This is a genomic window from Caballeronia hypogeia (genome assembly GCF_001544875.2).
Classification (GTDB): domain Bacteria; phylum Pseudomonadota; class Gammaproteobacteria; order Burkholderiales; family Burkholderiaceae; genus Caballeronia; species Caballeronia hypogeia.
Genome location: NZ_FCOA02000012.1, coordinates 118908 through 144112 on the forward strand (window position 1 = coordinate 118908; position 25205 = coordinate 144112).

General features: G+C 64.4%; 24 protein-coding genes. 6 read left to right on the plus strand and 18 right to left on the minus strand.

What is annotated here, in order from left to right:
- Window positions 1-65 precede the first annotated feature (65 nt).
- Window positions 66-761: a dienelactone hydrolase family protein gene (locus AWB79_RS19125; protein ID WP_061169000.1), complete on the plus strand. Its 696-nt coding sequence runs from the start codon at window positions 66-68 to the stop codon at window positions 759-761.
- A 61-nt stretch (window positions 762-822) separates the two neighbouring features.
- Here the strand turns inward: AWB79_RS19125 and AWB79_RS19130 are convergent, their stop codons facing one another.
- From AWB79_RS19130 to AWB79_RS19150, 5 genes are all read right to left on the minus strand, one after another.
- Window positions 823-1932, minus strand: coding sequence for an MraY family glycosyltransferase (locus AWB79_RS19130; protein ID WP_061169001.1), 1110 nt, complete (start codon window positions 1930-1932; stop codon window positions 823-825).
- 67 nt (window positions 1933-1999) lie between these two features.
- Window positions 2000-3058, minus strand: a complete 1059-nt coding sequence (gene galE, locus AWB79_RS19135; protein WP_061169088.1) for a UDP-glucose 4-epimerase GalE — start codon at window positions 3056-3058, stop codon at window positions 2000-2002.
- A 24-nt stretch (window positions 3059-3082) separates the two neighbouring features.
- Window positions 3083-4222: a glycosyltransferase family 4 protein gene (locus tag AWB79_RS19140; protein ID WP_061169002.1), complete on the minus strand. Its 1140-nt coding sequence runs from the start codon at window positions 4220-4222 to the stop codon at window positions 3083-3085.
- A 117-nt stretch (window positions 4223-4339) separates the two neighbouring features.
- Window positions 4340-5155 carry a glycosyltransferase gene (locus AWB79_RS19145; RefSeq protein ID WP_061169003.1) on the minus strand — a complete coding sequence of 272 codons (816 nt, stop codon included), beginning with the start codon at window positions 5153-5155 and terminating at the stop codon, window positions 4340-4342.
- Window positions 5152-6414 (minus strand): oligosaccharide flippase family protein, encoded by a 1263-nt coding sequence (locus AWB79_RS19150; RefSeq protein ID WP_061169004.1) that lies wholly within the window; start codon window positions 6412-6414, stop codon window positions 5152-5154. The genes AWB79_RS19145 and AWB79_RS19150 overlap by 4 nt, the downstream gene beginning before the upstream one ends.
- A gap of 482 nt (window positions 6415-6896) precedes the next feature.
- Here AWB79_RS19150 and AWB79_RS19155 point away from each other — a divergent pair, with 482 nt between their 5' ends.
- The 4 genes from AWB79_RS19155 to waaA all read left to right on the plus strand — a co-directional run bounded on the left by AWB79_RS19155 (window position 6897) and on the right by waaA (window position 11758).
- On the plus strand, window positions 6897-8297 hold the full coding sequence (locus tag AWB79_RS19155; RefSeq protein WP_061169005.1) for a phosphomannomutase/phosphoglucomutase: 1401 nt from the start codon (window positions 6897-6899) through the stop codon (window positions 8295-8297).
- Window positions 8298-8454: 157 nt separating this feature from the next.
- The gene (waaC, locus tag AWB79_RS19160; protein WP_061169006.1) at window positions 8455-9450 is read left to right on the plus strand and encodes a lipopolysaccharide heptosyltransferase I; all 996 of its coding nucleotides are present in this window, start codon (window positions 8455-8457) and stop codon (window positions 9448-9450) included.
- A gap of 62 nt (window positions 9451-9512) precedes the next feature.
- Complete coding sequence (gene kdoO / locus AWB79_RS19165) at window positions 9513-10397, plus strand: Kdo hydroxylase KdoO (protein WP_061169007.1); 885 nt, start codon at window positions 9513-9515, stop codon at window positions 10395-10397.
- A 32-nt stretch (window positions 10398-10429) separates the two neighbouring features.
- Window positions 10430-11758 carry a lipid IV(A) 3-deoxy-D-manno-octulosonic acid transferase gene (gene waaA, locus AWB79_RS19170; protein ID WP_061169089.1) on the plus strand — a complete coding sequence of 443 codons (1329 nt, stop codon included), beginning with the start codon at window positions 10430-10432 and terminating at the stop codon, window positions 11756-11758.
- A 61-nt stretch (window positions 11759-11819) separates the two neighbouring features.
- On the opposite strand, the gene AWB79_RS19175 is transcribed toward waaA, so the two are convergent.
- The 13 genes from AWB79_RS19175 to urtA form a co-directional block, all read right to left on the minus strand.
- A complete protein-coding gene (locus tag AWB79_RS19175) occupies window positions 11820-13010 on the minus strand; it encodes a glycosyltransferase (RefSeq protein WP_061169008.1) in 1191 nt (396 codons plus the stop codon).
- 213 nt (window positions 13011-13223) lie between these two features.
- The gene (gene ureG / locus AWB79_RS19180; RefSeq protein ID WP_061169009.1) at window positions 13224-13874 is read right to left on the minus strand and encodes an urease accessory protein UreG; all 651 of its coding nucleotides are present in this window, start codon (window positions 13872-13874) and stop codon (window positions 13224-13226) included.
- Window positions 13875-13885: 11 nt separating this feature from the next.
- Complete coding sequence (locus AWB79_RS19185; protein WP_061169010.1) at window positions 13886-14566, minus strand: urease accessory protein UreF; 681 nt, start codon at window positions 14564-14566, stop codon at window positions 13886-13888.
- Window positions 14553-15164, minus strand: coding sequence for an urease accessory protein UreE (ureE, locus tag AWB79_RS19190; protein ID WP_061169011.1), 612 nt, complete (start codon window positions 15162-15164; stop codon window positions 14553-14555). Before ureE ends, AWB79_RS19185 begins: the two co-directional genes overlap by 14 nt.
- 4 nt (window positions 15165-15168) lie before the next feature.
- Window positions 15169-16875 carry an urease subunit alpha gene (ureC, locus tag AWB79_RS19195; protein WP_061169012.1) on the minus strand — a complete coding sequence of 569 codons (1707 nt, stop codon included), beginning with the start codon at window positions 16873-16875 and terminating at the stop codon, window positions 15169-15171.
- 21 nt (window positions 16876-16896) lie between these two features.
- Window positions 16897-17202, minus strand: coding sequence for an urease subunit beta (locus AWB79_RS19200; RefSeq protein ID WP_061169013.1), 306 nt, complete (start codon window positions 17200-17202; stop codon window positions 16897-16899).
- Between the two features lie 3 nt (window positions 17203-17205).
- The gene (locus AWB79_RS19205; protein WP_008342482.1) at window positions 17206-17508 is read right to left on the minus strand and encodes an urease subunit gamma; all 303 of its coding nucleotides are present in this window, start codon (window positions 17506-17508) and stop codon (window positions 17206-17208) included.
- 174 nt (window positions 17509-17682) lie between these two features.
- Window positions 17683-18543, minus strand: coding sequence for an urease accessory protein UreD (locus tag AWB79_RS19210; protein WP_061169014.1), 861 nt, complete (start codon window positions 18541-18543; stop codon window positions 17683-17685).
- A gap of 30 nt (window positions 18544-18573) precedes the next feature.
- Window positions 18574-19266 (minus strand): urea ABC transporter ATP-binding subunit UrtE, encoded by a 693-nt coding sequence (gene urtE / locus AWB79_RS19215; RefSeq protein ID WP_061169015.1) that lies wholly within the window; start codon window positions 19264-19266, stop codon window positions 18574-18576.
- Between the two features lie 69 nt (window positions 19267-19335).
- Window positions 19336-20190: an urea ABC transporter ATP-binding protein UrtD gene (gene urtD, locus AWB79_RS19220; protein WP_061169016.1), complete on the minus strand. Its 855-nt coding sequence runs from the start codon at window positions 20188-20190 to the stop codon at window positions 19336-19338.
- Window positions 20187-21380: an urea ABC transporter permease subunit UrtC gene (urtC, locus tag AWB79_RS19225; RefSeq protein ID WP_061169017.1), complete on the minus strand. Its 1194-nt coding sequence runs from the start codon at window positions 21378-21380 to the stop codon at window positions 20187-20189. Before urtC ends, urtD begins: the two co-directional genes overlap by 4 nt.
- Before the next feature lie 4 nt (window positions 21381-21384).
- Entirely contained in the window at window positions 21385-22989 is a 1605-nt protein-coding gene (gene urtB, locus AWB79_RS19230; protein WP_061169018.1) for an urea ABC transporter permease subunit UrtB, read from the minus strand.
- A gap of 91 nt (window positions 22990-23080) precedes the next feature.
- Complete coding sequence (gene urtA / locus AWB79_RS19235; protein ID WP_061169019.1) at window positions 23081-24388, minus strand: urea ABC transporter substrate-binding protein; 1308 nt, start codon at window positions 24386-24388, stop codon at window positions 23081-23083.
- Window positions 24389-24845: 457 nt separating this feature from the next.
- Between urtA and AWB79_RS19240 the strand changes: the two genes are divergently transcribed.
- Window positions 24846-25181 carry an Arm DNA-binding domain-containing protein gene (locus AWB79_RS19240; protein ID WP_061169020.1) on the plus strand — a complete coding sequence of 112 codons (336 nt, stop codon included), beginning with the start codon at window positions 24846-24848 and terminating at the stop codon, window positions 25179-25181.
- The last annotated feature ends 24 nt before the right edge of the window (window positions 25182-25205 follow it).

A 25205-nucleotide genomic window follows, 5' to 3' on the forward strand; every position in this document is an offset into this window, starting at 1 on the left:
GAGCACTAGCCAGAACCGGATCCGCCGCCTAACATCGTGCAACCCGCGCCTCCCAAGGAACCTTTATGTCCGAAACGCTCAGCATTTCCACACCCGATGGCAACTTCGACGTCTACGTCGCCTATCCCGCGCAGACGCCCGCGCCTGCCGTGGTGGTGATCCAGGAAATCTTCGGCATCAACGCCGACATGCGCGAAACCTGCGACGAATATGCCCGCCAGGGCTACGTCGCGCTGTGTCCCGACCTGTTCTGGCGTCTGCAGCCGAACGTCGAACTCACCGACCGCACCGAAGCCGAATGGCAGCAGGCGTTCAAGCTGTACCAAGCGTTCGACGTGAACCTCGGCGTGGAGGACATCGCGGCGACCATCGGTTTTGCGCGCACATTGCCGCAGATGCAGGGCAAGATCGGCTCGGTCGGCTTCTGTCTGGGCGGCCTGCTGTCGTTCCTGACGGCCGCGCACACGGATGTCGATGCATCGGTGTCGTATTACGGCGGCGGCACGGACCAGCATTTGAGCGAACTGCCGAAGATCAAGGTGCCGCTCATGCTGCATCTCGCCGAGGAAGACGAATATATCGACGCCAACGCGCGCAACGCCATTCTCGCCGCGGTGCAGGGCCATGCGAACGTCGAAGCGTTCACGTATCCCGGCTGCAATCACGCGTTCGCGCGCAATCAGGGCGCGCATTTCGACGCCGCCGCCGCGCAGCTCGCCAATGGCCGCACGGCCGAGTTCTTCAGGAAGCACCTGAAATAAGCCGCGCCGAAACGAAAACGCCGCCCGGAGCAGGGCGGCGTCGCGCGTCAGCGAGTAACCGTCATTTCTTCGCCGTATGCGGCCGGCGAAACACCAGCCAGCGCGGCGACTTGAAGCGCACGATGCTTATGTACAGCCACACGTAAGTCGCCGCGAACACGACGACGAAGCAGAACAGATGCACCGTGTGCCGCCAGAAGAGCGTCGCGGGAATCACGGCGATCAGGCACAGCAACCACAGATAAGGCGAAGTGAGCGAGTTGCGCCGCGTCAGTTCATGCGCGTTCTTCACGCCCACGGCCCAGCGCATCAGACGTTTGTAGACGAGCATGTGCAGATGCACGCCGTCCGGAATGCCCGGCGAGATGCCGCGCACGAACTTCTTCCGATAGATCGAAAAGCACGTCTCGAAGATCGGGTACATGAAGAGCAGCACCGGATACCACGCGGAGACATCGCGGTTGCGCATCACGAGCATGATGGAAAGCTCACCCAGCATGAAGCCGACGAAGTACGCGCCGCCGTCGCCGAGAAAGATCAGACCGGCCGGGAAGTTCCATATGAAGAAGCCCATCACCGCGCCCATCATGATGAGCGAGCCGGACAGCACGACCGGATCGTGCACCTGGAACGCCACGTAGGCGAGCGAGGCGAACATCATGAAGCCGACCATCGAGGCCAGGCCGTTGAAGCCGTCGATGATATTGACGGCATTGGCGAGCGCCGCGACCGCGATCACCGTCACGGCGCAGGAAATGATCGCGTAGGAAAGCAGGAAATCGAGCGGTGGCACGCTGATGCGCGTGACCGCGATATCGAGAAAAGCGTAGGCGCAACCCGCGGCGGCCATCGTGCAGATGAGGCGCGCGAGCGGCGAGACGCGCTTGGTCAGGTCTTCCACGAGCCCGGCGAGAAACGCCGGCAGCCCGCACGCGATGATGCCGAGAATGCCGCCCGACACGGCCGGATAGCCCCATCGCAATTGCACGGCGGATGCGGTCAGTCCGCAAATGATGCCGACTCCGCCAATGCGCGGCACCGGCCGCGCGTGAAACTTCTGCACACCGGCGAGATCGGTGTCGCCGAGCACGCCTTCCTGCAAGTGTGCGAAGCGCACGATCAATAACGTCACCAGCAGCGAGACCAGAAAAGCGAGCGCGAAACTAAGCATGAAATAGAACCGGTTGGAAGAAGCAGCCCCGCGTCGGCCGAAAACGCGCGCGGGGCGCAGCGAGACTTTACGCGAATCCTTGCGGATTCTGCGACTGCCAGCGCCAGTGATCCACGCACATGCGTTCGATGCCATGCTCCGCGCGCCAGCCGATCAGCTCCGCCGCGGCCGCCGGGTCCGCGTAACAGGCGGCGACATCGCCCGGGCGGCGCGGCACGAGCTCATACGGCACGCTCTTGCCCGAGGCCGCTTCGAAGGCCTTCACGACATCGAGCACGCTGTAGCCTTGCCCCGTGCCGAGATTCACGACGAAGCTGCGGTCGAGCTTCTTCAGCGCGTCGATGGCCGCGATATGTCCGCGCGCGAGATCAACCACATGGATGTAATCGCGCACGCCGGTGCCGTCGTGGGTATCGTAATCGCTGCCGAACACGCGCAGGCGCTCCAGCTTGCCGACAGCCACCTGCGCCACGTAGGGCATCAGGTTGTTCGGCACGCCCGCCGGATCTTCGCCGATCATGCCGCTTTCATGCGCGCCGACCGGGTTGAAATAGCGCAGCGTAGCGATGCGCCACGTCGGATCGGACACTTCGAGATCGCGCAGGATCTGCTCGGCGATCAGTTTCGACTGGCCGTACGGATTGGTCGCGGAAAGCGGAAAGCTTTCGTCGATCGGCACGCTCTTCGGCACGCCATAAACCGTCGCCGACGAGCTGAACACGAAATTGCGCACGTTGCGCGCTTTCATCACCGCGAGCACGGCGAGCAGGCTGCCGATGTTGTTGTTGTAGTACTCGACAGGCTTCGCCACCGATTCGCCCACGGCCTTCAGCGCCGCGAAGTGAATCGCGCCGGTGATGTCGTGCGCGTCGAAAATGCGGTTCAGCGCGGCTTCGTCGCGCGCGTCGTCCTGATAGAAGGCGACCGTCTTGCCGGTGATGCGCTCCACGCGCGCCACCGATTCCGGCTTGCTGTTGACGAGGTTGTCGATGATCGCGACGCCGTAGCCCGCATCGAGCAACTCGACGCACGTATGCGAACCGATGAAGCCCGCGCCGCCCGTCACGAGAATCGTGCCCTTGGTTTTGCCTTCGGTCGCGGAATTCTGCGACTGGTTGCCATTCATCATGTGCTCTCCAAATGACTCGAATCAGAGTGAAATGCCGGTGATGGCATGTATTGTGCCCTTGTAGCGCTCGACGACATTCTTTTCGTCGAATTCGCGGGCGACCTTCTCGCGGCCGCGCTGAGCCATTGCCGCGCGTTCGTCGGCGGGCAGCGTCAGCATGCGTTCGAGCGCCTGGGCGAGACTGTCCGCGCTCTTCACCTCGCAAAGCAGGCCGTTGACGCCGTGCTCGACCACCTCGCGGCAACCGGGCACATCGGTGGCGACGATCGGGCGGCCCATCGCCGAGGCTTCCATCAGCGTGCGCGGCACGCCTTCGCGGTAAGAGGGCAGCACCACGCAGTCCGCGGCGGCGACGAGCGGCCGCACGTCGCTGGCTTCGCCCAGGTACTCCACGATATTTTCGGCCTCCCAGCCGGCCACGTCCGTGCGGCTGATCGCGCTCGGGTTATCGACGCCGACCGGCCCGAGCAATTGAAAACGGGCGTGCGGAAATTTCGGTTTCAGGCGCCGCGCGGCCTCGACATATTCCGCCACGCCCTTGTCCCACAAGAGCCGGCCGATCAGGATGAAGACGAAATCCTCGCGCGCCGGCAGCGGTTCGAGCGCGTATTCGTCCAGATCGACGCCTTCGCCATGCAGGCGCCGCGCGCGATCCGGATGCGCGAGCAGGTTCTCGTGCTTGAACGCGTGATGATCGTCCTTGTTGAGAAACCAGACTTCGCGCGGAAAACGGAACGCGAAACGGTACATCAGCTTGGCGATCTGCGCGGCGCGGCTTTTCTGAATGAACGTGTAGCCGAGACCGGTCGTCACCGCGATCGACGGCACGCGCGCGAGCATCGCCGCGATCGAGCCGTAAATGTTCGCCTTGATCGTGTAATGAAACACGATATGCGGCCGGCTCGCGCGATATTCGCGATACAGCGCGGCGAGCGTCTTCAGGTCCTCGCGCGGGTCCGTGCCCTTCGACGCCACCGGCAACTCGATGCAGCGGCAGCCCATTTCGATGAGCGGCTCGAAGGTGCGGTCGCGCGGCGCGATGATCGTCACTTCCGCGCCGCGCGTGGTCAGCATGCGCAGCACGCCGCGCCGGTAGGTGTAGATCGCCCACGCCGTGTTGCAGACGAGCGCAATGCGAAGAGTCGATTTTTCTTTCGTCATCCGGAGGTCACGATTTCAGCGGCATGGATCGCGCGACCTGCATCGCGCGGATTCGCCGTGCGCTCAACGTAGCGCAAAACCAAACAAAAAAATTCGACAAAATTTAGTACGCGCGCTTCAGGCCGATGGCGCGCTTTTCAAAAGCTTCGCCTTCAGGCTGCGCAACGCGCGATAGGGCAGCACCAGATGTGCGATGCTCTTCACGATGCCGATCCAGTCGAGCGGGTTGGTCACGCGCGCGTGACGCAGTTGCAGTCGCAAGGTCGAAACGGCCTGCGCGCGCCGTTTCGTCGCACTGATGCCGCTTTCGTTCAACTCGTAGAACAGGCCGAACTCGGGCAGATTCGCGCCGTCGTGGCGTTTCAGCAGCCGCATGAGCAGATCGAGATCTTCGGCCGCGCGGTAGCGGGCGCGATAGTTACCCGCCTCGATCACGGCCGCCACGCGCAGCATCAGCGACGGATGCGTGAAGCACGTGCGCAGCAGCATTTCGCGGCGGATCGCGGCGGGCTCGGTCGGCGGCGTCAGATCGAAGAGCGGCGCGCCGCTCGTCGACACCACATGCGTCCACATGCCGAGCACCGCCACGCGCGGATGCGTTTCCATATAGACGCGCTGCTTCGCGAGCCGGTCGGGCGAAGCGAGATCGCCGGCATCGATGCGCGCCGCATAGCGCACGCCGCGCGCGGCCAGCGCCTCCATGCCCGCCTGCAATGCGCGTTCGATGCCGCCATTTTTCGCCAGACGCAGAATCTCGATGTCCATGCCGTCGATGCGCGGCGCGGCGATCGGCGGCGTGCTGCCGTCGTCGACGATCAGCACGTGCACCGTCGCGCTTTCGCTGAACGATGCGAGCGTGCGCTCGACATCGGCCTGGCCATTGAAGGCGGGCATCAGGACGGCGACATCGGACAAGTCGGAGAAATCGTTCATGCGTTCAGCCGGAAGCGAATGTAGTAGAAGTTGACCGCCGCCGCCGCGACATAGCCCGCCGCCAGGCCGATCAGCGCGCCGTAGCCTTCGAAGCGCGGGATCGCGAACCAGTTCACCGCGAACGCGACGGCGAGCGCGAGCAGCCACTTGGAGAGCAGCACGTACTTCGCCTGATATTTGAGCAAAACGAGATTGCCGATCGCCTCGATGCCCGCCGGCACCGAGAGCCACACGGCCCAGCGGAAGATATCGGCGGCGCCCGCGTAGTGCGGGCCGAACACGCGCGCGATGATGAATCCCGCGAGCGCGTCGAGGATCGCGGCGCCCGCGATCATCAGCGCGGCGGTCATCGCGAAGAGACGCGCGAGATTGCGCTTCAGGCGCGCGGTTTCCTGCACGCGATAGACGAACGCCGGCGCGATGGTCTGCGAAAGCATCAGCGCGAGCGCGATCCAGTTCTCGTTGAGTTGCTGCGCGGCGGAATACAGACCGAGTTCCGCGAACGACACGCGATGCGCGAGCATCAGCCGGTCGAGCTTCAGGAACAGGTACATGCAGATGAGGCCGATCCAGAACACCGTGCCCGCGCTCGCGAAATGACGGAACAGCGCGCGATCGAAATGCCAGCCGAGCCTGCCGCCGTGCCGGCGCATGTAGTACATGACCAGCGCGCCGCCGATGACCGCCGCTTCGAGCGCCCATAGCCAGCCGAAGCGCGCGGGCGGGACCGCCATGCGCACGAGTACGTACACGAGCGCTGCCTTGGCGATCGCCGTCGCCATGCTCGCGATGAGCTGCGGCTTGCTGTAGGTCAGGCTTTGCAGCCACGAATTGATGACGCCGATGAACGGCTCGCGAAACAGCAGCGTGACGGCGAGACCGGCGAGCATCGCGCCGACCATCGGATCGGGGCCGCCCGCCGCGATCCAGATCCACGTGAGCGCGAGCGCCAGCACCGAGACGCCGATGCGCAGCACGAACGCGCTGCCGAGCACCGTGCCGGTTTCAGCCGGCGTGCGGTGGATGATGGTCGGCACGAGAATCTCCGCGCCGCACACCCAGGTGACCGGCGCGATCACGAGGAGCAGCGTGGTCGCGTACTGCCACTTGCCGAAGTTGTCCGGGCCGAGATAGCGCGCGAGCAGGCCCGACACGACGATGGCGACCGCGATCTGCGTGAGCCGTTCGAGCCCGAGCCAGACGATATTGGCGAGCGCGCGCGCCACATCCGGATTGGCCGAGCGCGTGAGCGCCTTCATGCGGCGGATTCCGGGAGGCGGGCGGGCACGCCGCATGCTGGCGCAGCCTGATTGACCAGGGTGCGCGCGTTGTCGACCAGGGAGTGTGGGTTTGCGCGCGAACGCGCCTCATTCGGAGGCATCGAGGCGAAAGGGCGTTTGAGCATTGGATTAGAATGAATGCGCAAGCTTGAACCGGGTACCGGGTGAGCCCAGCGCGCGCAACCACGAGAACGAGAGCGCCGAAAGACAGCGATTATAAGTGTGAACCGTGGCGCGCCCGTGGCTTTGGCGTTTTGCGTCAATTTGCTTCAATTTGCTTCGATTTACTTCCATTTGTTTCCGTCGTATTGATTTAATAGGCGCATAGGCAGAATTCGATACGTCATCTGGTAGTCGTTCGCGCCCGGCGCAACGCAGGGGCGCCAACCGTCACGACCTGCATGCCCTCATGGCTGCATCGCCGAGAATCCATCAATTAATAGACAAGAGGTAGCCATCTCATGAGCCAAGTTTCCCAATCCATCTTCAAGGCCTACGACATTCGCGGCATCGTCGGCAAGACGGTAGATCGCGACGTCGCGAAGCAAATCGGCCAGGCGTTCGGCAGCGAGATCAAGAAGCAGGGTGGCGACTCGGTCGTGGTCGCGCGCGACGGCCGTCTGTCGGGACCGGAGCTCGTCGGCGCGCTCGCGGACGGCCTGCGCGCGGCGGGCGTCGATGTCGTCGATGTCGGCATGGTGCCGACGCCGGTCGGCTATTTCGCGGCGAGCGTGCCGCTGCCCCTGCCGTCGGGCGAGCGTCGTGTGGACTCGTGCATTGTCGTGACGGGCAGCCATAACCCGCCGGATTACAACGGCTTCAAGATGGTGCTGCGCGGCGCGGCCATTTACGGCGACCAGATTCAGGGCTTGTACCAGCGCATCGTGAACAGCGACTTCACGACGGGCGAAGGCAGCTACACCGAATTCGACGTGCAGCAGATGTATCTCGATCGCATCGTGTCGGACGTGAAGCCGGTGCGCGGCATGAAGATCGTCGTCGACGCGGGCAACGGCGTCGCGGGCGGTCTCGCGCCGCGTCTGTTCAAGGCGCTCGGCTGCGAACTTGTCGAACTGTTCACGGACATCGACGGCAACTTCCCGAACCATCACCCGGACCCGGCGCATCCGGAAAACCTGCAGGACGTCATCAAGGCGTTGAAGGAAACCGACGCCGAAGTCGGCTTCGCATTCGATGGCGACGGCGACCGTCTCGGCGTCGTAACGAAGGACGGCGAGGTCATTTTCCCGGATCGTCAGTTGATGCTGTTCGCGCAGGAAGTGCTGTCGCGAAACAAGGGCGGCCAGATCATTTACGACGTGAAGTGCACGCGCAATCTGGCGAAGTGGGTGCGCGAGCAGGGCGGCGAGCCGGTCATGTGGAAGACGGGCCACTCGCTCGTGAAGGCGAAGCTGCGTGAAACTGGTGCGCCGCTCGCCGGTGAAATGAGCGGCCACGTGTTCTTCAAGGACCGCTGGTACGGTTTCGACGACGGCCTCTACACCGGCGCGCGCATGCTGGAAATCCTGTCGCGCGTGGCCGACCCGAGCAAGCTGCTCAACGATCTGCCGAATTCGCTTTCCACGCCCGAGCTGCAACTGAAGCTGGAAGAGGGCGAGAACTTCGCGCTGATCTCGAAGCTGCAGCAGAACGCGAAGTTCACCGGCGCGGACGATGTGCTGACCATCGACGGTTTGCGCGTGGAATATCCGGACGGTTTCGGCCTCGCGCGCTCGTCGAATACGACACCGGTCGTCGTGATGCGCTTCGAGGCGGATAACGATGCGGCGCTGAAGCGCATTCAGGAGGATTTCCGTCGCGTGATCCTGGCGGAGAAGCCGGACGCGAAGTTGCCGTTCTGAGCTGTCTGCGTTTCGAGAGCATCGTCTGATGCCTGATTAAAAAGCGGTGCGGTCAATCAGATCGCGCCGCTTTTTTGCTTATCCGACGCGCTTGCCGCGCTAAAATCCCCGTTTTCCCGCTCACACCGCCGCGCCGTCCGCGCCTCTCAATCCCAGCGTGCAAAAAATCCTGATCGTCCGCGTGTCGTCGCTCGGCGACGTCGTTCACAACATGCCGGCCGTGGCCGACATCCGCCGCCGTTATCCGGATGCGCAAATCGACTGGCTCGTGGAGGAAAGCTTCGCGAGTCTCGTCGAACTGGTGCACGGCGTGCGTCGCGCGATCCCGTTCTCGCTCAGGCGCTGGCGCAAGTCGTTCGCATCGCCCGAGAACTGGCGCGAGATCGGCAAGTTCAAGCGCGAGCTGGCCGCCGAGAAATACGATCTCGTGATCGACTGCCAGGGCCTCATCAAGACCGCGTGGGTCGCGAGCTGGGCGCGCGGGCCGCTCGTCGGGCTCGGCAACCGCACCGACGGCGCGGGCTACGAATGGCCGGTGCGCTTCTTCTACGACCGGCGCGTGCCGATCGAGCCGCGCACGCATGTCGTCGAGCGGACGCGGCAACTCGTGGCGGCCGCGCTCGACCTGCCGAAACCGCAGATGACCGATGACATCGACTTCGGCCTCGACACGCATCGCGCGACGCTCGCCGTCTCCGCGCTCGGGCTGAATCTGCCGGTGCCTTACGTCGTGTTCGTGCACGCTACCTCTCGCGCCGACAAGCAGTGGCCCGAGGCCGCATGGATCGAGCTGGGGCAGGCGCTGGTGACGCGCGGCGCATCCATCGTGCTGCCGTGGGGCAGCGAGGCCGAACGCGCGACGAGCGAGAAGCTCGCGAAGGAATTCGGCGCGGCCGCGATCGTGCCGCCGAAGCTCTCGCTGCCCGCGGTGGTTGGCCTGATCGACGGCGCCGCCGCGACGGTCGGCGTCGATACGGGTCTGGTGCATATTGCCGCGGCGCTGAAGCGCCCGACGGTCGAGTTGTACAATTTCTCGACCGCATGGCGCACCGGCGGGTACTGGTCGCCGCAGGTGGTCAATCTCGGCGACGCGAGCCGGCATCCGACGCTCTCAGAAGTCAAGACCGCGCTGGCGGGCTTCGGCCTGCTGTAGCCTGCCGTGGCGTTTTCATCGTGCGCCGCGCCGTGCGTTGGTAACTTTGGGTCGAAGGCAACATGACGGAATCTCAAATCATCGAAGTCGCGTCCGGCGATTGGCACGGAAAGAATCTTTCCGTGCCGCGCGAGACGCTCCTGGCCGGCGTGGAAAACGGCAAGGTGCTGTATTTCTCCAATCTGCGTTTTCCGATCGAAGGCGGCGAACTCGCGCTGCTCGATCCGAAGATCGCGGACCCCAAGCGCAAGAACATCAGCCTCGCGCCCAACGGCGGCGCGCTAAATGGCGTACTCGGCGACAACGTGATGCAGTCGGCGGTGCGCTCGCTCATCAAGCGTTATCAGGACAACGCGCGCTCGCTCGTCGACGGACTTTTCCCCGAATACGACGGCCGGTTGCGCGTGGCGCCCACGAGTCTGCGGCTGCATCAGGTCGAAACGCGCGAAACCTCGTGGCGCAAGGACGACAGCCGCCTGCACGTCGACGCCTTCCCGTCGCGGCCGAACTACGGCGAGCGCATCCTGCGCGTGTTCACCAACATCAACCCGCAGGGAGCGCCGCGCGTATGGCGCGTGGGCGAGCCGTTCGAGGACATGGCGAAGCGCTTCCTGCCCGGCATCAAGACGCAGGCGCCTGGCTCGGCGTGGCTCATGAACCTGCTGCACATCACCAAGTCGAAGCGCTCGGAATACGACCATCTGATGCTGAATCTGCACGATTCGATGAAGGCCGATCTCGACTACCAAAAGGTCTCGCCGCAGGAAACCATGCCGTTCCCGCCCGGCTCGGTGTGGGTCTGCTTCTCCGATCAGACCTCGCATGCGGTCATGTCCGGCCAGTTCATGATGGAGCAGACCTTCTTCCTGCCCGTCAAGGCGATGGCGCGTCCCGAGTGCGCGCCGCTCGGCATTCTCGAGCGCCTGAAGGGCAGGGCGCTCGTTTGAGCGGCGCCGCGGCTCCGGGCGCGTCGGCTGGCGTGCTGAGGTTCGTCTATCGGACGCTCTGGTGGATCGTCGCACCGCTGGCGGTGCTGCGGCTCTATATCCGATCGCGCAAGGAGCGCGGGTATCGCGAGCACATCGGCGAACGCTTCGGGCGCGTGCCGCCCCGGAGCGGGCGCAGCACCGACGATCTTGCGCCGCTCATCTGGGTGCATGCGGTGTCGGTCGGCGAGACGCGCGCGGCGCAGCCGCTCATCGAAGCGCTGATGAAGGCGCATCCGCAAGCGCGCATCCTGCTTACGCACATGACGCCGAGCGGACGCGCGACCGGCGTCGAGCTCTTCGGCGATCGCGTGCTGCGCAGCTATCTTCCCTACGATCTGCCGATTCTCGTGCGGCGTTTTCTGCGCGCGTGGCGCCCGTCGCTCGGCATCGTGATGGAGACCGAGGTCTGGCCGACGCTCATCGACGAATGCAAGCGCGCCGACGTGCCGCTGGTGCTGACCAACGCGCGCATGTCGGAACGCTCGTACCGGCGCGCGACGAAATTCGGACGCGCGGTGCGCGAAGTGTTCGGCGGCTTCTCGCGCGTGCTGGCGCAGACGCCGTCCGACGCCGAAAGGCTCACCGCGCTCGGCGCGCGTAACGTCGCCGTGCTGGGCAATCTGAAGTTCGACATGAGCGCGCCGCCCGAGCTGATCGCGCGCGGTCAGGCGTGGCGCGCGGCGATCGGCGAGCGGCCCGTGTGGGTCGCCGCGAGCACGCGCGAGGGCGAGGAAGCGCTGGTGCTGCGCGCGTTCGCGGCCCTGAACGTGCCCGACGCGCTGCTGATTCTCGTACCGCGTCATCCGCAACGATTCGATGAAGTGTCTGCGCTGATCGCAAGTCTCGGGCTGACGGGCGCGCGCCGTTCGGTGTGGGCGCCGAAGCCGGCCGCGGCGGGATCGGGTGCGGATGTGCCGGAGCCTTTGCCCGCGAACGTGCAGGTTCTGCTCGGCGATTCGATGGGCGAGCTAGGCGCGTACTACGCGGCTTCGGATCTGGCGTTCATTGGCGGAAGCCTGTTGCCGCTGGGCGGGCAGAACCTGATCGAGGCGTGCGCGGCGGGCGTGCCTGTGCTGATCGGGCCGCATACCTTCAATTTCACGCAGGCGACCAACGACGCCATCGCGGCAGGCGCCGCGTTGCGCGTGCAGGACCCGCAGGAGCTCGCGCGCGGCTTGCGCGAAATCTTCGGCGATCGCGCGCGCCGGCTGTCGATGAGCGCGGCGGCTTCGGCGTTCGCGGCGCGGCATCGCGGAGCGACGGAGCGCACGGTCAGTGTGCTCGGTGCGTTGCTGGAAGAAGGCCAGTCGACGTTGTAAGTGCGCCGCCCTTCGCTGCGATAGCGCAGCGCGAGGCCGCAGAACGCGGACCTAGCCTGGCTCAACGTCGTACAGCGTGTCCGGTGGAGTCGAGCAGTTCCGCCACACAGCGCGCGAAGCGGTTATTGCTCGCGGCGATGCCGTAGTCCTTCGCGCGCTCGAGCGCGCCCGCCTGCATCCGCGCTCTGAGCGCTTCGTCACCCAGCACGCGGCGCAGCGCGTCGGCGAGCGCATCGACCGCGCCGACCGGAAAGAGCATGCCGAAGCGGCCATCGCCCAGGATCTCGCGTGGCCCCGTCGGGCAGTCGCTGGCCACCACGGGCTTGCCGAGCGCAAGCCCTTCGAGCAGGACCATGGGCAAGCCTTCGGTGCGCGAACTGAGTACCTGCAGCCGCGCGCGCGCGACGAGCGCGTGCGGGTTGTTGCGATACCCCACGAAGTGCACGCGGTCGGCAATGCCGAGCTCCTTCGCGAGTGTCTCCAGTTCGCCGCGAAACGCGCCGTCGCCGACGATCACCAGATGTTCTTCGGCCTGCGTGACGTTCACCAGGCTGGCATAGGCGCGCAGCAGCGTGCGGTGATCCTTCTGCAGCTCGTCGAGACGCCCCACCGACACGATATAAGGCGCATCGCACGGCGGCGTTTCCTGCGCCCGGCCGGCGGCGCGGACGCGTTCGATGTCGATCGCATTGGGCAGCACGAAGAGACGCTTGAGCCTGTCGCCGAACATTTCGAGCGCTTGTGCCGCCATGTCGTGATTGAGCACAGCGAGGGCGTCGTAGTGCGCGAACTGCGCGCCGAGTCGCCTTATCTTGCGTTCACGCTTGCCATAGCGCGTGTCCAGGCTGAAATGATTCACGCCGAGCCACGCGACGCCGAACCGTCCCGCGAGACGTCGCAGCGACATGTCGAAGTCGACGATCAGCGCATGCCGTTGCGCGAGTTCGGCGACGCGGCGCTTCACATAGGGGCGCACGGCGAGCGTGTTGAACACGTCACGCCCGATGCGGCCGAGCCCGGACAGACGCCGTGCGTATCGCCGCGCCTGGAAGAAGTTCAGCCAGGATTTGTCGGCGAGGATCTCGATCTCGACGTCACTCGGAACGAGCGCGCGATACCGTTCGTGTAGCGCGGGCGACGGGTGCATGACCGAGAGGGTCACGACGAAGCGCTCGCGATCGAAAATGCGCAGCCATTGAATCAGCGATGACTCGATGCCGCCATCGCCGAAGCCAAAGATGTGAAAGAGCACCGGGATGCGTTCTCGCGCGCATGGCGCGGATGCGGCCGGTGTGGCGCGTGTAAGCGTCGTGGACGCACGCGGCGATTCAATTGCGACTGACAACGTGAGCGCACTCGCGCCTTGGTGACGCGAGCGGAAAGATTGCGAAGCTGGGATGCTAGCGCGCGCGCTCGGGAGAAATGCAAAAATTGTTCGGGGCCCGCACCGTGCCGCCTGGCACGATCACGAGATCAGCAGCCCCTTCTTCTCGATGAACCCGATCACCTGATCGAGCCCGTCAAGCGCCTTCAGATTGCACATCACGAAGGGCCGCTCGCCGCGCATCTTCTTCGCGTCGCTTGCCATGATGTCGAGATTCGCACCGACATGAGGCGCGAGATCGGTCTTGTTGATGACGAGCAGATCCGACTTCGTGATGCCCGGCCCGCCCTTGCGTGGAATCTTCTCGCCGCCCGCGACATCGATCACGTAGATGGTCAGGTCGGAGAGTTCGGGGCTGAACGTGGCCGCGAGATTGTCGCCGCCGGATTCGATGAACACGATATCGGCATCGGGAAACTTAGACACCATGCGATCCACCGCTTCGAGGTTAATCGATGCATCTTCGCGGATTGCCGTATGCGGGCAGCCGCCCGTCTCCACGCCCATGATGCGCTCGGCCGGCAAGGCGCCCGCGACGGTCAGAAGGCGCTGGTCTTCCTTCGTGTAGATATCGTTGGTGATCGCGACGAGGTCGTATTTCTCGCGCATCGCCTTGCAGAGCATTTCGAGAAGCGTGGTCTTGCCGGAGCCGACCGGGCCGCCCACGCCCACGCGCAACGGCGGCAGCTTCTTGGTTCGGCGGGCGGCGGAGGAATAGGCGGGTGCGTTCATGTGATCTCGGTTCAGGAGCGGAATAGCCGCGAGTATTGCGATTCGTGCCGCGCCGACAAAATGCCCAGTTGCGGCGCGAAGGTGTTGATCTGTTCGGGCGATGTATCGAGCGCGCGGCGCACGGCGGCATCGATCGGCTCGCGCAACGCGACGATGATGCGCTGCCCCGCGACCTGTCCGAGCGGCACGGCCTTGAGCGCGGCGGCCGCCTGATTCTCGACCCAGCTGAACGCATACGCGGCGAGCGCGGCATCGGGCGATGCGTCGTGCGCGAAGGCGGCGAAGGCGAACGCGGTCGGCTGCGCAATCGGCTTGATCGAGGCGAGCGTGGCGCGGCGCGCGGCATCGCCCCATTCGAGCGACGCGCAAAGCTGTGCGAGCGACCAGCCCATCTGTTCCGTCTCGCGCCGCAATTCCGCCGACTCGCGGCTCGCGATGTACTCATCGTTCGCGGCGCGCAACGCGGCTTCGTCGTGCGTGCGCCAATGCTCCATCTGATGCGCGAGCAAGGGTAGTTCGCCGCGCGCGAGCACATCGGCGAGGCCGCTCGCGATCCAGTCGCGGGCGCTGTCGCCGTCGTGGATCAGGCCGTGCTCGATCGCCGCTTCGAGTCCCTGCGAATAGCTGAACGCGCCGATCGGCAGCGCCGGCGACGCGAGATGCAGGAGCGCCGTGAGTTCAGCGATGCGCATGGCCGTGGTGGTGATGACCGTGGCTGTGATCGTGATCGTGGCTGTGATCGTGGCCGCACGACGAATGATCGTGATCGTGCGCATGACCATGATGCTCGTCGAACACCTTCTGCGCGAGCGCGTAATCCTCGCCGAAGGTTTCGTCGTGGCCGTGCTTGTGGCCGCCGCCATACGCGCCGGTTTCCGGCTGGAATGGCTGCGCTTCGTGCGCGACGAGCACGCCCAGGCGCTTCAGCATGTCTTCGAGCACGGGATCGGCTTCGAGCTTCAGGTAATCCGCGCCGACTTCCACCGGCGTATGCCGGTTGCCGAGGTGATACGCCGCGCGCGTGAGCAGACGCACGCTCGGCGCGCGCACGATCAGCACGTCCTGCGGCGCGGCGATGACGCGCACGAAGCCGCCGTCATCCGCGACGAGCATGTCGCCATCGGCGAGCACGGTGCCGCGCGGCATGACGATGGCGATTTCCTCGCCATTGTCGAGCGTGGCGGCGAGGCGGCTCTTGCAGCGCGCGTCGAAGGCGAGCGTCAGCGTGGGCGCGCGCTTGACGAGCACGGGGGCGAGTTTCGCGGAAAGGCGTTTGTCGATGGTGCGCATGGGCTCAGAACAGGAAATAGCGTTGCGCCATCGGCAGCACGGTGGCGGGGTCGCAGGTGAGCAATTGCCCATCGGCGATCACCTGATAGGTCTGCGGATCGACGCTGATGGACGGCTGCCATGCATTGTGAATCATGTCGGCCTTCTTCACATTGCGGCAGTTCTTCACCGCGACCACCTGCTTCTGCAAGCCATAGCGATCGGCGATTCGCGCTTCCATCGCCATTTGCGACACGAAGGTGAGCGAGGTCTTGCCGAGCGCGCCGCCGCGCGTGGCGAACATCTCACGATAGTGCACCGGCTGGGGTGTGGGAATCGATGCGTTCGGGTCGCCCATCTGGGCGACCGCGATCATGCCGCCCTTGACGATCATCGCTGGCTTCACGCCGAAGAACGCCGGTTCCCAGAACACGAGGTCAGCCCACTTGCCCGGCTCGATCGAACCGACTTCATGCGCGATGCCATGCGTGATCGCCGGGTTGATTGTGTACTTCGCGACGTAGCGCTTGGCGCGGAAGTTGTCGTTGCGCGCGTTGTCTTCGGGCAAGGCGCCGCGCTGCACCTTCATCTTGTGCGCCGTCTGCCATGTGCGAATGACGACTTCGCCGACGCGGCCCATCGCCTGCGAGTCGGACGACAGCATCGACAAGGCGCCGAGATCGTGCAGGATGTCTTCCGCCGCGATGGTCTCGCGACGAATGCGCGATTCCGCGAACGCGATGTCTTCCGCGATCGACGGATCGAGGTGGTGGCACACCATCAGCATGTCGAGGTGTTCGTCGAGCGTGTTGACGGTGTAGGGGCGCGTGGGATTGGTGGACGAGGGCAGCACGTTCGATTCGCCCGCCACCTTGATGATGTCCGGCGCGTGGCCGCCGCCCGCGCCTTCCGTGTGATACGTGTGGATCGTGCGGCCCTTGAACGCGGCGATGGTCGTCTCGACGAAACCCGCTTCGTTGAGCGTGTCCGTGTGGATGGCGACCTGCGTGTCGGTGTCGTCGGCGACCGAGAGGCAGTTGTCGATCGCGGCGGGCGTCGTGCCCCAGTCCTCGTGCAGCTTGAGGCCGATCGCGCCGGCCTTCACCTGTTCGACCAAAGGCTCCGGCAGGCTCGCGTTGCCCTTGCCGAGAAAGCCGAGATTGACCGGCCAGCCGTCGGCCGCCTGCAGCATGCGTTCCATGTGCCACGGGCCCGGCGTGCAGGTGGTCGCGTTCGTGCCGGTCGCGGGGCCGGTGCCGCCGCCGAGCATCGTGGTCACGCCGCTCGCGAGCGCTTCGTCGATCTGTTGCGGGCTGATGAAGTGGATATGCGAATCGACGCCGCCGGCCGTGACGATCATGCCTTCGCCCGCGATCACTTCCGTCGCCGCGCCGATCGCAATGTTCACGTTCGGCTGGATGTCCGGATTGCCTGCCTTGCCGATGGCGAAGATGCGTCCGCCCTTGATGCCGATGTCCGCCTTCACGATGCCCCAGTGATCGAGGATCAGCGCGTTGGTCACGACGGTATCGACCACGTCGGCGGCGGGGCGTTGCGATTGACCCATGCCGTCGCGGATCACCTTGCCGCCGCCGAACTTCACTTCTTCGCCGTAGGTGGTGAAGTCGCGTTCGACTTCGATGATGAGTTCGGTGTCGGCGAGGCGCACGCGGTCGCCGGTGGTCGGGCCGAACATTTCCGCATAAGCGCGGCGGCCGATGCGTAGCGTCATATTCTTCCTTTGGCTTTTGAATTAAAGCGGACCCATGACGAGCGCGTTGAAGCCATAGACGTGACGATCGCCCGCGAGCGCGACGAGTTCGACGGTGCGCTCCTGTCCCGGCTCGAAGCGCACGGCGGTGCCCGCCGCGATGTTCAGGCGAAAGCCGCGCGCTGTTTCGCGCTCGAACCTGAGCGCCGCGTTGACTTCGTAGAAGTGGTAGTGCGAGCCGACCTGCACGGGCCGGTCGCCGTGATTCGCGACGACGATCGTCACGGTCTCGCGGCCTGCGTTGAGTTCGTGCTCGCCGTCTTCGATGAAATATTCGCCGGGGATCATGTTTCAGGGAATCGGATGATGAACCGTGACGAGCTTCGTGCCGTCGGGGAAGGTCGCTTCGATCTGGATGTCGGGGATCATCTCGGGGACGCCTTCCATCACGTCGTCGCGGGTGAGCAGCGTGGTGCCGTAGTGCATGACTTCGGCGACGGTCTTGCCGTCGCGCGCCGCTTCCATCAATGCCGCCGAAATGAACGCGACGGCTTCCGGATGGTTGAGCTTCAGGCCGCGCGCGCGTCGGCGTTCGGCGAGCAAGGCTGCGGTGAAGATCAGCAGCTTGTCCTTTTCTCGGGGCGTGAGTTTCATGGATCGTTATGTTGGCGGCCCGCGTCACGGGCCTCGAATCGATTGAGCTTTCTAGCGAGAGTCATGCCATCGGACATTTGCACCCATCGTGTGCATGACCCGGTGAGAGGGCGCGAAGCGCGCACCATGACGGGGCGAAACAGCGCATCGGAATGGTGCGCGTTCAGGTCGTCGTCAGGTCGTCCACAGGCGCAGGGGCCTCGCTTCGACACCATGCACGAGTGGCCGAAGCCGCGTCCAGCAATCGGTGAGCGCGCGCTGCAAAGGCTCCATCGAGCGGCTGAGCGCGCGCACGATCAGCACGCCAGGCGCGACGCACGACGCCGCCGCGCGCATCTCGCCGTCGAAGGGCAGTTGCGCGGTGAGCGCTTCGGCGAGTGCATCGTCGCAAGCGGGGCCGATCGCCCAGAGCGCGCCGTAGGCGGGAAAGCCGGCGAGGCCTTGCGCGGCCGCGCGCAGCGGATCGGCTGCATCGAGCAGCGTGCGCTCGAACCAGAGCGTCCCGCCGTTGCTGTGAGCGATACGCGATGTCGCCTTGATGTGACCTTGCGTCCATGTCTCGCCGGCGGCGGCGCGGCCGAGCAGCATCGCATCCCAGCCTATGGCGGTCGCGCCTTCACCCAGCGTCAGATCGAATTCGAGTTCGATGTTCGATGCTTCGAACACGATGTTGTTCTGCGGAAGCCAGTCGAGCTTCGCGTGCGGTGCGAGACCGATATCGATGCGCTGCGTCGCGAGCCGGCCGTTGGCCTTGTACCACTTGGTCGCGCCGGGCGTGGTGATGACGGCGTGCGTGTGCTCCTGCAGTTGCACGTCGATATGCAGCCGATCGCCGCCCGCGACGCCGCCGGGCGGATGCACGATGACAGAATGACAGATATCGCCTTCGGGATAGAGCGGGCGCTGCAGGCGTAGCGGTCCCTCGTGTTTGCGATGAACGCAAACCGTGCGGCCATGCTGACGCGCATAGCCGAGTTCGAGCGAGCCGCGCCAGACGGTGGGGTCGAGCAGCGTCGCGTGCGGTTCATGCAGCATGGGAGCGAGACGATAGAGAGTGAGCCGCCATCATACGGCGATCAGTTCGCGCACTCCATGCGCATCCATTTCCGAGCCCGCGCCGCCCGCGACGATCTCGCCGCGGCTCATCACCCAGTAGCGGTCCGCGAGCTCGCGCGCGAAGTCGTAATACTGCTCGACGAGCAGCACGGTCATGCCCATTTCCTCGACGAGCTGTCGCAGCGTGCGGCCGATATCGCGGATGATGGATGGCTGGATGCCTTCGGTGGGTTCATCGAGAATCAGCAGTTGCGGTTCGCTCATCAGCGCGCGGCCGATTGCGAGTTGCTGCTGTTGACCGCCGGAAAGGTCGCCGCCTCGGCGGTGCTTCATGTCCTTGAGGACCGGGAACAGTTCGTAGATGCGATCGGGAATTTTCGATGGCGCTTTGCGGCTTGCCGCGCCCACCAGCAAGTTCTCCTCGACTGTCAGGCGGCCGAAGATGTCGCGTCCTTGCGGCACGTAGGCGAGGCCGCTCGCGACGCGCGCATGCGTGGGCAGCGATGAAATTTTGCTGCCGCGCCAGGTAATGGCGCCGGTTTTGGCGGGGACAACACCCATCAGGCAACGCAGAAGCGTCGTTTTGCCGACGCCGTTGCGGCCTAGCAGGACGGTGAGGTTTCTTTCGGGGACGGTCATCTTCACATCGCGCAGGATGTGGCTGCCGCCGTAGTATTGGTTCAAGTTTTCGACTTCTAGCATTTCTCTTTGTCTCTATCTTGGGTTCATCGCTTGCTTGCGCTTCACGAAACCACAAGCAAGCAAAAAGGCTCACCGTCCAAGGTAAGACTCGATGACTGCATCGTCACGCTTGACATCATCGAGTGCGCCTTCTGCAAGAACGCTGCCTTCGGCCATAACCGTGACCTTCCCGCTATCGCCAGCAAGCGCCGCAACAAACTCCATGTCGTGCTCGACGACCATCATCGAACACGAGCCGCGCAGCTTGTTGAGCAACTCAGCGAGTTCCATCGTCTCGTGATCCGTCATGCCCGCGGCGGGCTCGTCGAGCAACAAAAGCGCCGGTTGCTGCATGAGCAACATGCCGATCTCGAGCCGCTGCTTCTGTCCATGCGACAACTCGCCTGCAAGCCGCGTCGCCTGATGCTGCAAGCGAATCAGCTCCAAAGTCTCCCCTATCCGCGCCTGCGCCTGCCGATCGAGCCGCGCGCGTAACGAAGCAAACCAGCGCTTTTCCGTCTTCATCGCAAGTTCGAGGTTTTCCCACACCGGATGATTCTCGAACACAGTCGGCTTCTGGAACTTCCGTCCGATGCCCGTGCGCGCGATCACCGGCTCCGACATGCGCGTGAGATCGAAGGTCTGCCCGAGAAACACACGGCCATCGTCGGGTCGCGTCTTGCCGGTGATGACATCCATCATCGTCGTCTTGCCGGCGCCGTTGGGGCCGATCACGCAGCGCAATTCACCCGCATCGATCGAAAGCGTCAGCTTGTTCAGCGCACGAAAGCCATCGAAGCTCACAGTCACGTCTTCGAGATACAGAATCGTGCCGTGCGACACGTCGATCTCGCCCGGCGCGAGCACATGCCCGAGGCCCGCCACGCCATTCACATTCGTCAGATCCGGCGGCAGATCGACGATCAACGCATTGTGTGCAGTCATTCCGCGGAGTCTCCATGCGCCTTCTTGCGGCGCGCGAGATCGATTAGACCCATGATGCCGTTAGGCAAGAGCAAGGGCACGAGCGTGAAGATGAGGCCGAGGAAGAACAGCCAGTATTCCGCGAAATGCGCCGTGAAAAAGCTCTTCGCGCCATTCACCGCGAACGCGCCAATGATCGGCCCGATCAGCGTGCCGCGCCCTCCGACCGCGACCCAGATCGCCATTTCGATCGAGTTCGCTGGCGACATCTCGCCCGGATTGATGATGCCCACCTGCGGCACATACAACGCCCCCGCAATGCCGCACAGCACCGCCGATACCGTCCAGATGAACAGCTTGTACGCGAGCGGGGAATAGCCCAGGAACATCAGGCGCGCTTCGCCGTCGCGCACGCCGGTGACCACGCGCCCGAGCTTCGACGTGACGATCCAGCGCGCCGCGAGAAACGCGAGAACGAGCACCGCGAAGGTCATCAGGAACAAGGCGGTGCGCGTGCCCGGATGCGTGACGGAAAAGCCCGCGATGCGCTTGAAATCCGTGAAGCCGTTATTGCCGCCAAAGCCCGTTTCGTTGCGATAGAAGAGCAGCATGGCGGCGAAGGTCATCGCCTGCGTGATGATCGACAGATATACGCCCTTCACGCGCGAACGGAACGTGAAGAAGCCGAATACCCACGCGAGCACGCCCGGCACCAGCACGACGAGCAAAAGCGCATACCAGAGATGCTCGGTGCCTTCCCAGTACCACGGCAGCTTGTGCCAGTCGAGAAACACCATGAAGTCCGGCAGATCGCTCTGATACGTCCCTTCGCGGCCGATGGAGCGCATCAGGTACATGCCCATCGCATAACCGCCGAGCGCGAAGAAGAGCGCGTGACCCAGGCTCAGGATGCCGCAGTAGCCCCACACGAGATCGAGCGCGAGCGCGCCGATCGCATAGCACATGAGCTTGCCGATCAGCGTCATCGCGTACGCGGACAGGTGGAACGTGCTCGTTTCGGGCAAGACGAGCGCGGAGACCGGAACGAAGACCCCCATCGCGACGATCAGCGCGATCAACGCGATCCAGCCATTGCGCGGCAGCAACGCGGCGCGCGGCGGCAGGCCCAGGGCGAAGCCCGCGTGTGCGGCGCCGGCATCGGATTGCGGCGCGACGTTGAGACTGGCCGTGAGATTGGATGAAGCAGTCATGACTTCAGGCCTCCGCGCTGCGGCCCTTCAGGGCGAACATGCCCTGCGGACGCTTCTGGATGAACAACACGATCAGCACGAGCACCGCGATCTTCGCGAGCACCGCGCCCCAGAACGGCTCGACCGCCTTGCTGACGAGACCGAGCCCGAAGCCGCCGATCACCGTGCCCGCGAGCTGGCCGACGCCGCCCAGCACCACTGCCATGAACGAATCGATGATGTAGCTCTGGCCGAGGTCCGGGCCGACGTTGCCGATCTGCGAAAGCGCACAGCCGCCGAGTCCCGCGATGCCCGCGCCGAACGCGAACGCATACGAATCGACCCGCGCGGTCTTCACGCCGACGCACGCGGCCATGCGGCGGTTCTGCGTCACCGCGCGTACGAACAGGCCGAGACGCGTCTTCGTGAGCACGCCCCACGCGATCAGCACGACCGCGAGCGAGAACGCGAGAATGGCGAGCCGGTTGTACGGCAGGATCAGGTTCTGCATGATCGCGACGCCGCCGCTCATCCACGACGGATTCGTGACCTGCACGTTCTGCGCGCCGAACAGCGTGCGCGTCGCCTGAATCAGGATCAGGCTGATGCCGAATGTCGTCAGCAAGGTTTCGAGCGGACGCCCGTACAGATGCTTCAGCACGAGCCTTTCCAGCACGATGCCGACCAGCGCCGCCGCGACGAACGATACCGGCACCGCGAACAGCGGATACCAGTCGAACGCGGCCGGCGCGTAATGCTGCACGAGGTTCTGCACGACATAGGTCGCATACGCGCCGATCATCAGGAATTCGCCGTGCGCCATGTTGATGACGCCGATCAGCCCGTACGTGATCGCGAGCCCGAGCGCGGCGAGCAGCAGCACGCTGCCGAGCGACAGGCCGGCGAAGAGCGTGCCGAAGATTTCGCTGCGGCGCTGGATCGAATCGAGCGCGCGGATGCCGTCCTGCGCTGCGTTGCGCACGCGCTCGTCGGGTTCGTTGTAAGCGCCGCCGGCTTGCTTCGCGACCAGCGGACGCAGCAGTTCGTACATGTCGAGGTCATGCCGCGCGGCGACGAGCTGCACCGCTTCGAGACGCTTGTTCACGTCGGGATCGTGCAGCGCGGTCATCGCCCAGAGGGTGTCGAGGCGTTTCTTCAGGTCGGGGTCCTGCTCCGCAGCGCGGGCGCGGTCGATCATCGGCTTCATCGACGCGTCGGGGTTCTTCAGCAGCGCGGCGATCGCTTCGCGGCGTTTGGCCACGTCGGTCGAAGCGAGTTGCAGCCCCGACAATGCGCCCGCGACTTTCGAGCGCAGCAGATTGTTGAGTGTGATCGCCTGCGCGTCCGGTGCTTCGACGATCTTGCCCGTGAGCGGGTCCTTGTTGCCGTCGTCGGTCTGGATGTAGACATGGCCGTCGTCGGTTGCGACGGCCGAGCCATCCGACAACGCATTCAGCATGGCGATGGAGGGCGCGTCCGCATTGGCGATGACCTTGTCGATGGCGGCGGATCTGGCTTCGAAGTCATCGCCCGCGAGAGGGGCGAGTTCGTCACTGGTGAGCGCGTGAGCCGTCAGGGACGACAGCGCGAAAGCAAGCGCGAGCAGGGCGCGCACGATGGAACCAGTCATGGTGGCCTTTCTTGTGGAACGCGAGGCGCCGCGCGCGGCCTCGTTGCGTCAGGACGAGCGCGCGGCTTCGTTACATCAGGACTCGGACGCGTTACGCGACACGCACGCGCTGACGCCGGAGGAACGACGGAATCGAGCTGACGACATCCGGCTTGCTTTCGTTACCCGCGATGAACGGGCTCCACGGCTGCGCACGCACCGCGGTCTTGGTCTTCCACACGACGTTGAACTGGCCGTCGCCGCGAATCTCGCCGATCATGACGGGCTTGTGCAGATGATGGTTGCCGTCCATGGTCAGCGTGAAGCCCGAGGGTGCGGCGAAGGACTGACCGACCATCGCGACGCGCACCTTGTCTACCTCAGTGCTCTTCGCCTTCTCGACGGCCTGTTTCCACATGTGGATGCCGACGAAGGTCGCTTCCATCGGATCGTTGGTGACCCGCTTGGCGCCGCCCGGCAGGCTCTGCGACTTGACCCATTCGGCGAACTGCGTTTCGAACTTCTTGTTGTTCGGGTTCTTCACCGACATGAAGTAGTTCCACGCGGCGAGATGGCCGACGAGCGGCTTGGTGTCGATGCCGCGCAGCTCTTCCTCGCCGACCGAGAACGCGACGACGGGCACGTCGGTCGCCTTCAGGCCCTGGTTGCCGAGCTCCTTGTAGAACGGTACGTTGGAATCGCCGTTGATCGTAGAGACGACGGTCGTCTTTCCCCCTTGGGCAAAGGTCTTGATGTTCGCGACGATGGTTTGATAGTCGCTATGTCCGAACGGTGTGTAGACCTCTTGAATGTCCGCATCCTTGACGCCCTTGGAGTGGAGGAACGCGCGCAGGATCTTGTTGGTCGTGCGCGGGTACACGTAGTCGGTGCCGAGTAGAAAGAAGCGCTTGGCGCTGCCGCCTTCCGGTCCCATCAGATATTCGACTGCGGGAATCGCCTGTTGATTGGGCGCCGCGCCCGTATAGAAGACGTTGCGCGACATCTCTTCGCCTTCGTACTGCACGGGGTAGAACAGCAGGCCGTTGAGTTCCTCGAAGACCGGCAGCACCGATTTGCGCGACACCGAAGTCCAGCAGCCGAACACGACTGCGCACTTGTCCTGCGTGAGCAGTTGACGCGCCTTCTCCGCGAAGAGCGGCCAGTTGGACGCAGGGTCGACGACCACCGGCTGGATCTGGCGGCCCATCACGCCGCCGTTCTTGTTGATATCGGCGATGGTCATGAGCGCCGTGTCCTTGAGCGACGTCTCGGAGATGGCCATGGTGCCCGACAGCGAATGCAGGATGCCGACCTTGATCGGACCGGTATCGGCGGCATGGGCTTTCGTGATCGGAAGCTGACCCGCGAGGGCGAGCGCGCCCGACATGGAGCCGAACTTCAGCAGACTGCGTCGTTTCATGATGTGTGTTCCCCTTGCCGATGTGTTTGTTTGAGCAATGACGATTGCTCGTGGCGTTCTGCAAGGGTTATGCCAATCAGGGTGAAATGCCCGTGTGGCAAAGGGTTGAAGCTTGTTTGAAGGAAGTTTTACTTCGTGGGATTCGCGCCCGGCGGCGGGGTTTTGGTGCACGCGGGCAAGGGCGTGCATCGTTGCGGTGCGGTCTTGTCGTTCGCTTGGGCTTTTTGTGAAATCCTGTTTTCGTGTCGGTCTATTAGCACTGCCCGTCCCCGGAAAAACATCTTGTTCCAGCGTGTTCTACGAGGCCCTATAGTGTCCAAAAATCAATGACTTAGGCTTACGCTTGCGTCTCCCGTAACCCCGCATTACCCTGCGTATCACCGCATGTTTGCCCCTAAAAATCCCCTAATGTGGGTCGGGCGCGGCGGCATCACCGGGGATGCACTCGGAGGCACGCATGAGCCGCAAGAAGAACTCCATCACGATCGACCGCGACTTTCTCCGCGGTATCGTCGCGACCGGCAAGTATCAGGAATACGCCGACAACAAACTGGCGGGCTTCGGCGTGAAGGTCACGCCGACCGGTGCGGTTGCTTACACCTACCGCTATACCGCGCCCGACGGCTCGCGCCCGCGCAAGATCATCGGGCACTACCACGCCTGCAACCCGGCGAAGCCCGCGAACTCGCGCGTCAGGAATCCACGTTGCTCGACCATAAGGGCGACTCGCTCACCCAACAAGTTGCGCGCCGGGAGCGCCGCGTCGACGCCCGCGCCGTCGTCGACATGCTGACGCTTGGCGACTTCATCGACGGCC

What these genes read in the sequence shown, in the direction of transcription:
- AWB79_RS19125 (WP_061169000.1), top strand. Translation starts at nt 66, where the DNA reads ATGTCCGAAACGCTCAGCATTTCCACACCCGATGGCAACTTCGACGTC.
- AWB79_RS19130 (WP_061169001.1), bottom strand. Translation starts at nt 1,932, where the DNA reads ATGCTTAGTTTCGCGCTCGCTTTTCTGGTCTCGCTGCTGGTGACGTTA.
- galE (WP_061169088.1), bottom strand. Translation starts at nt 3,058, where the DNA reads ATGAATGGCAACCAGTCGCAGAATTCCGCGACCGAAGGCAAAACCAAG.
- AWB79_RS19140 (WP_061169002.1), bottom strand. Translation starts at nt 4,222, where the DNA reads ATGACGAAAGAAAAATCGACTCTTCGCATTGCGCTCGTCTGCAACACG.
- AWB79_RS19145 (WP_061169003.1), bottom strand. Translation starts at nt 5,155, where the DNA reads ATGAACGATTTCTCCGACTTGTCCGATGTCGCCGTCCTGATGCCCGCC.
- AWB79_RS19150 (WP_061169004.1), bottom strand. Translation starts at nt 6,414, where the DNA reads ATGAAGGCGCTCACGCGCTCGGCCAATCCGGATGTGGCGCGCGCGCTC.
- AWB79_RS19155 (WP_061169005.1), top strand. Translation starts at nt 6,897, where the DNA reads ATGAGCCAAGTTTCCCAATCCATCTTCAAGGCCTACGACATTCGCGGC.
- kdoO (WP_061169007.1), top strand. Translation starts at nt 9,513, where the DNA reads ATGACGGAATCTCAAATCATCGAAGTCGCGTCCGGCGATTGGCACGGA.
- ureG (WP_061169009.1), bottom strand. Translation starts at nt 13,874, where the DNA reads ATGAACGCACCCGCCTATTCCTCCGCCGCCCGCCGAACCAAGAAGCTG.
- AWB79_RS19185 (WP_061169010.1), bottom strand. Translation starts at nt 14,566, where the DNA reads ATGCGCATCGCTGAACTCACGGCGCTCCTGCATCTCGCGTCGCCGGCG.
- ureE (WP_061169011.1), bottom strand. Translation starts at nt 15,164, where the DNA reads ATGCGCACCATCGACAAACGCCTTTCCGCGAAACTCGCCCCCGTGCTC.
- ureC (WP_061169012.1), bottom strand. Translation starts at nt 16,875, where the DNA reads ATGACGCTACGCATCGGCCGCCGCGCTTATGCGGAAATGTTCGGCCCG.
- AWB79_RS19200 (WP_061169013.1), bottom strand. Translation starts at nt 17,202, where the DNA reads ATGATCCCCGGCGAATATTTCATCGAAGACGGCGAGCACGAACTCAAC.
- AWB79_RS19205 (WP_008342482.1), bottom strand. Translation starts at nt 17,508, where the DNA reads ATGAAACTCACGCCCCGAGAAAAGGACAAGCTGCTGATCTTCACCGCA.
- AWB79_RS19210 (WP_061169014.1), bottom strand. Translation starts at nt 18,543, where the DNA reads ATGCTGCATGAACCGCACGCGACGCTGCTCGACCCCACCGTCTGGCGC.
- urtE (WP_061169015.1), bottom strand. Translation starts at nt 19,266, where the DNA reads ATGCTAGAAGTCGAAAACTTGAACCAATACTACGGCGGCAGCCACATC.
- urtD (WP_061169016.1), bottom strand. Translation starts at nt 20,190, where the DNA reads ATGACTGCACACAATGCGTTGATCGTCGATCTGCCGCCGGATCTGACG.
- urtC (WP_061169017.1), bottom strand. Translation starts at nt 21,380, where the DNA reads ATGACTGCTTCATCCAATCTCACGGCCAGTCTCAACGTCGCGCCGCAA.
- urtB (WP_061169018.1), bottom strand. Translation starts at nt 22,989, where the DNA reads ATGACTGGTTCCATCGTGCGCGCCCTGCTCGCGCTTGCTTTCGCGCTG.
- urtA (WP_061169019.1), bottom strand. Translation starts at nt 24,388, where the DNA reads ATGAAACGACGCAGTCTGCTGAAGTTCGGCTCCATGTCGGGCGCGCTC.
- AWB79_RS19240 (WP_061169020.1), top strand. Translation starts at nt 24,846, where the DNA reads ATGAGCCGCAAGAAGAACTCCATCACGATCGACCGCGACTTTCTCCGC.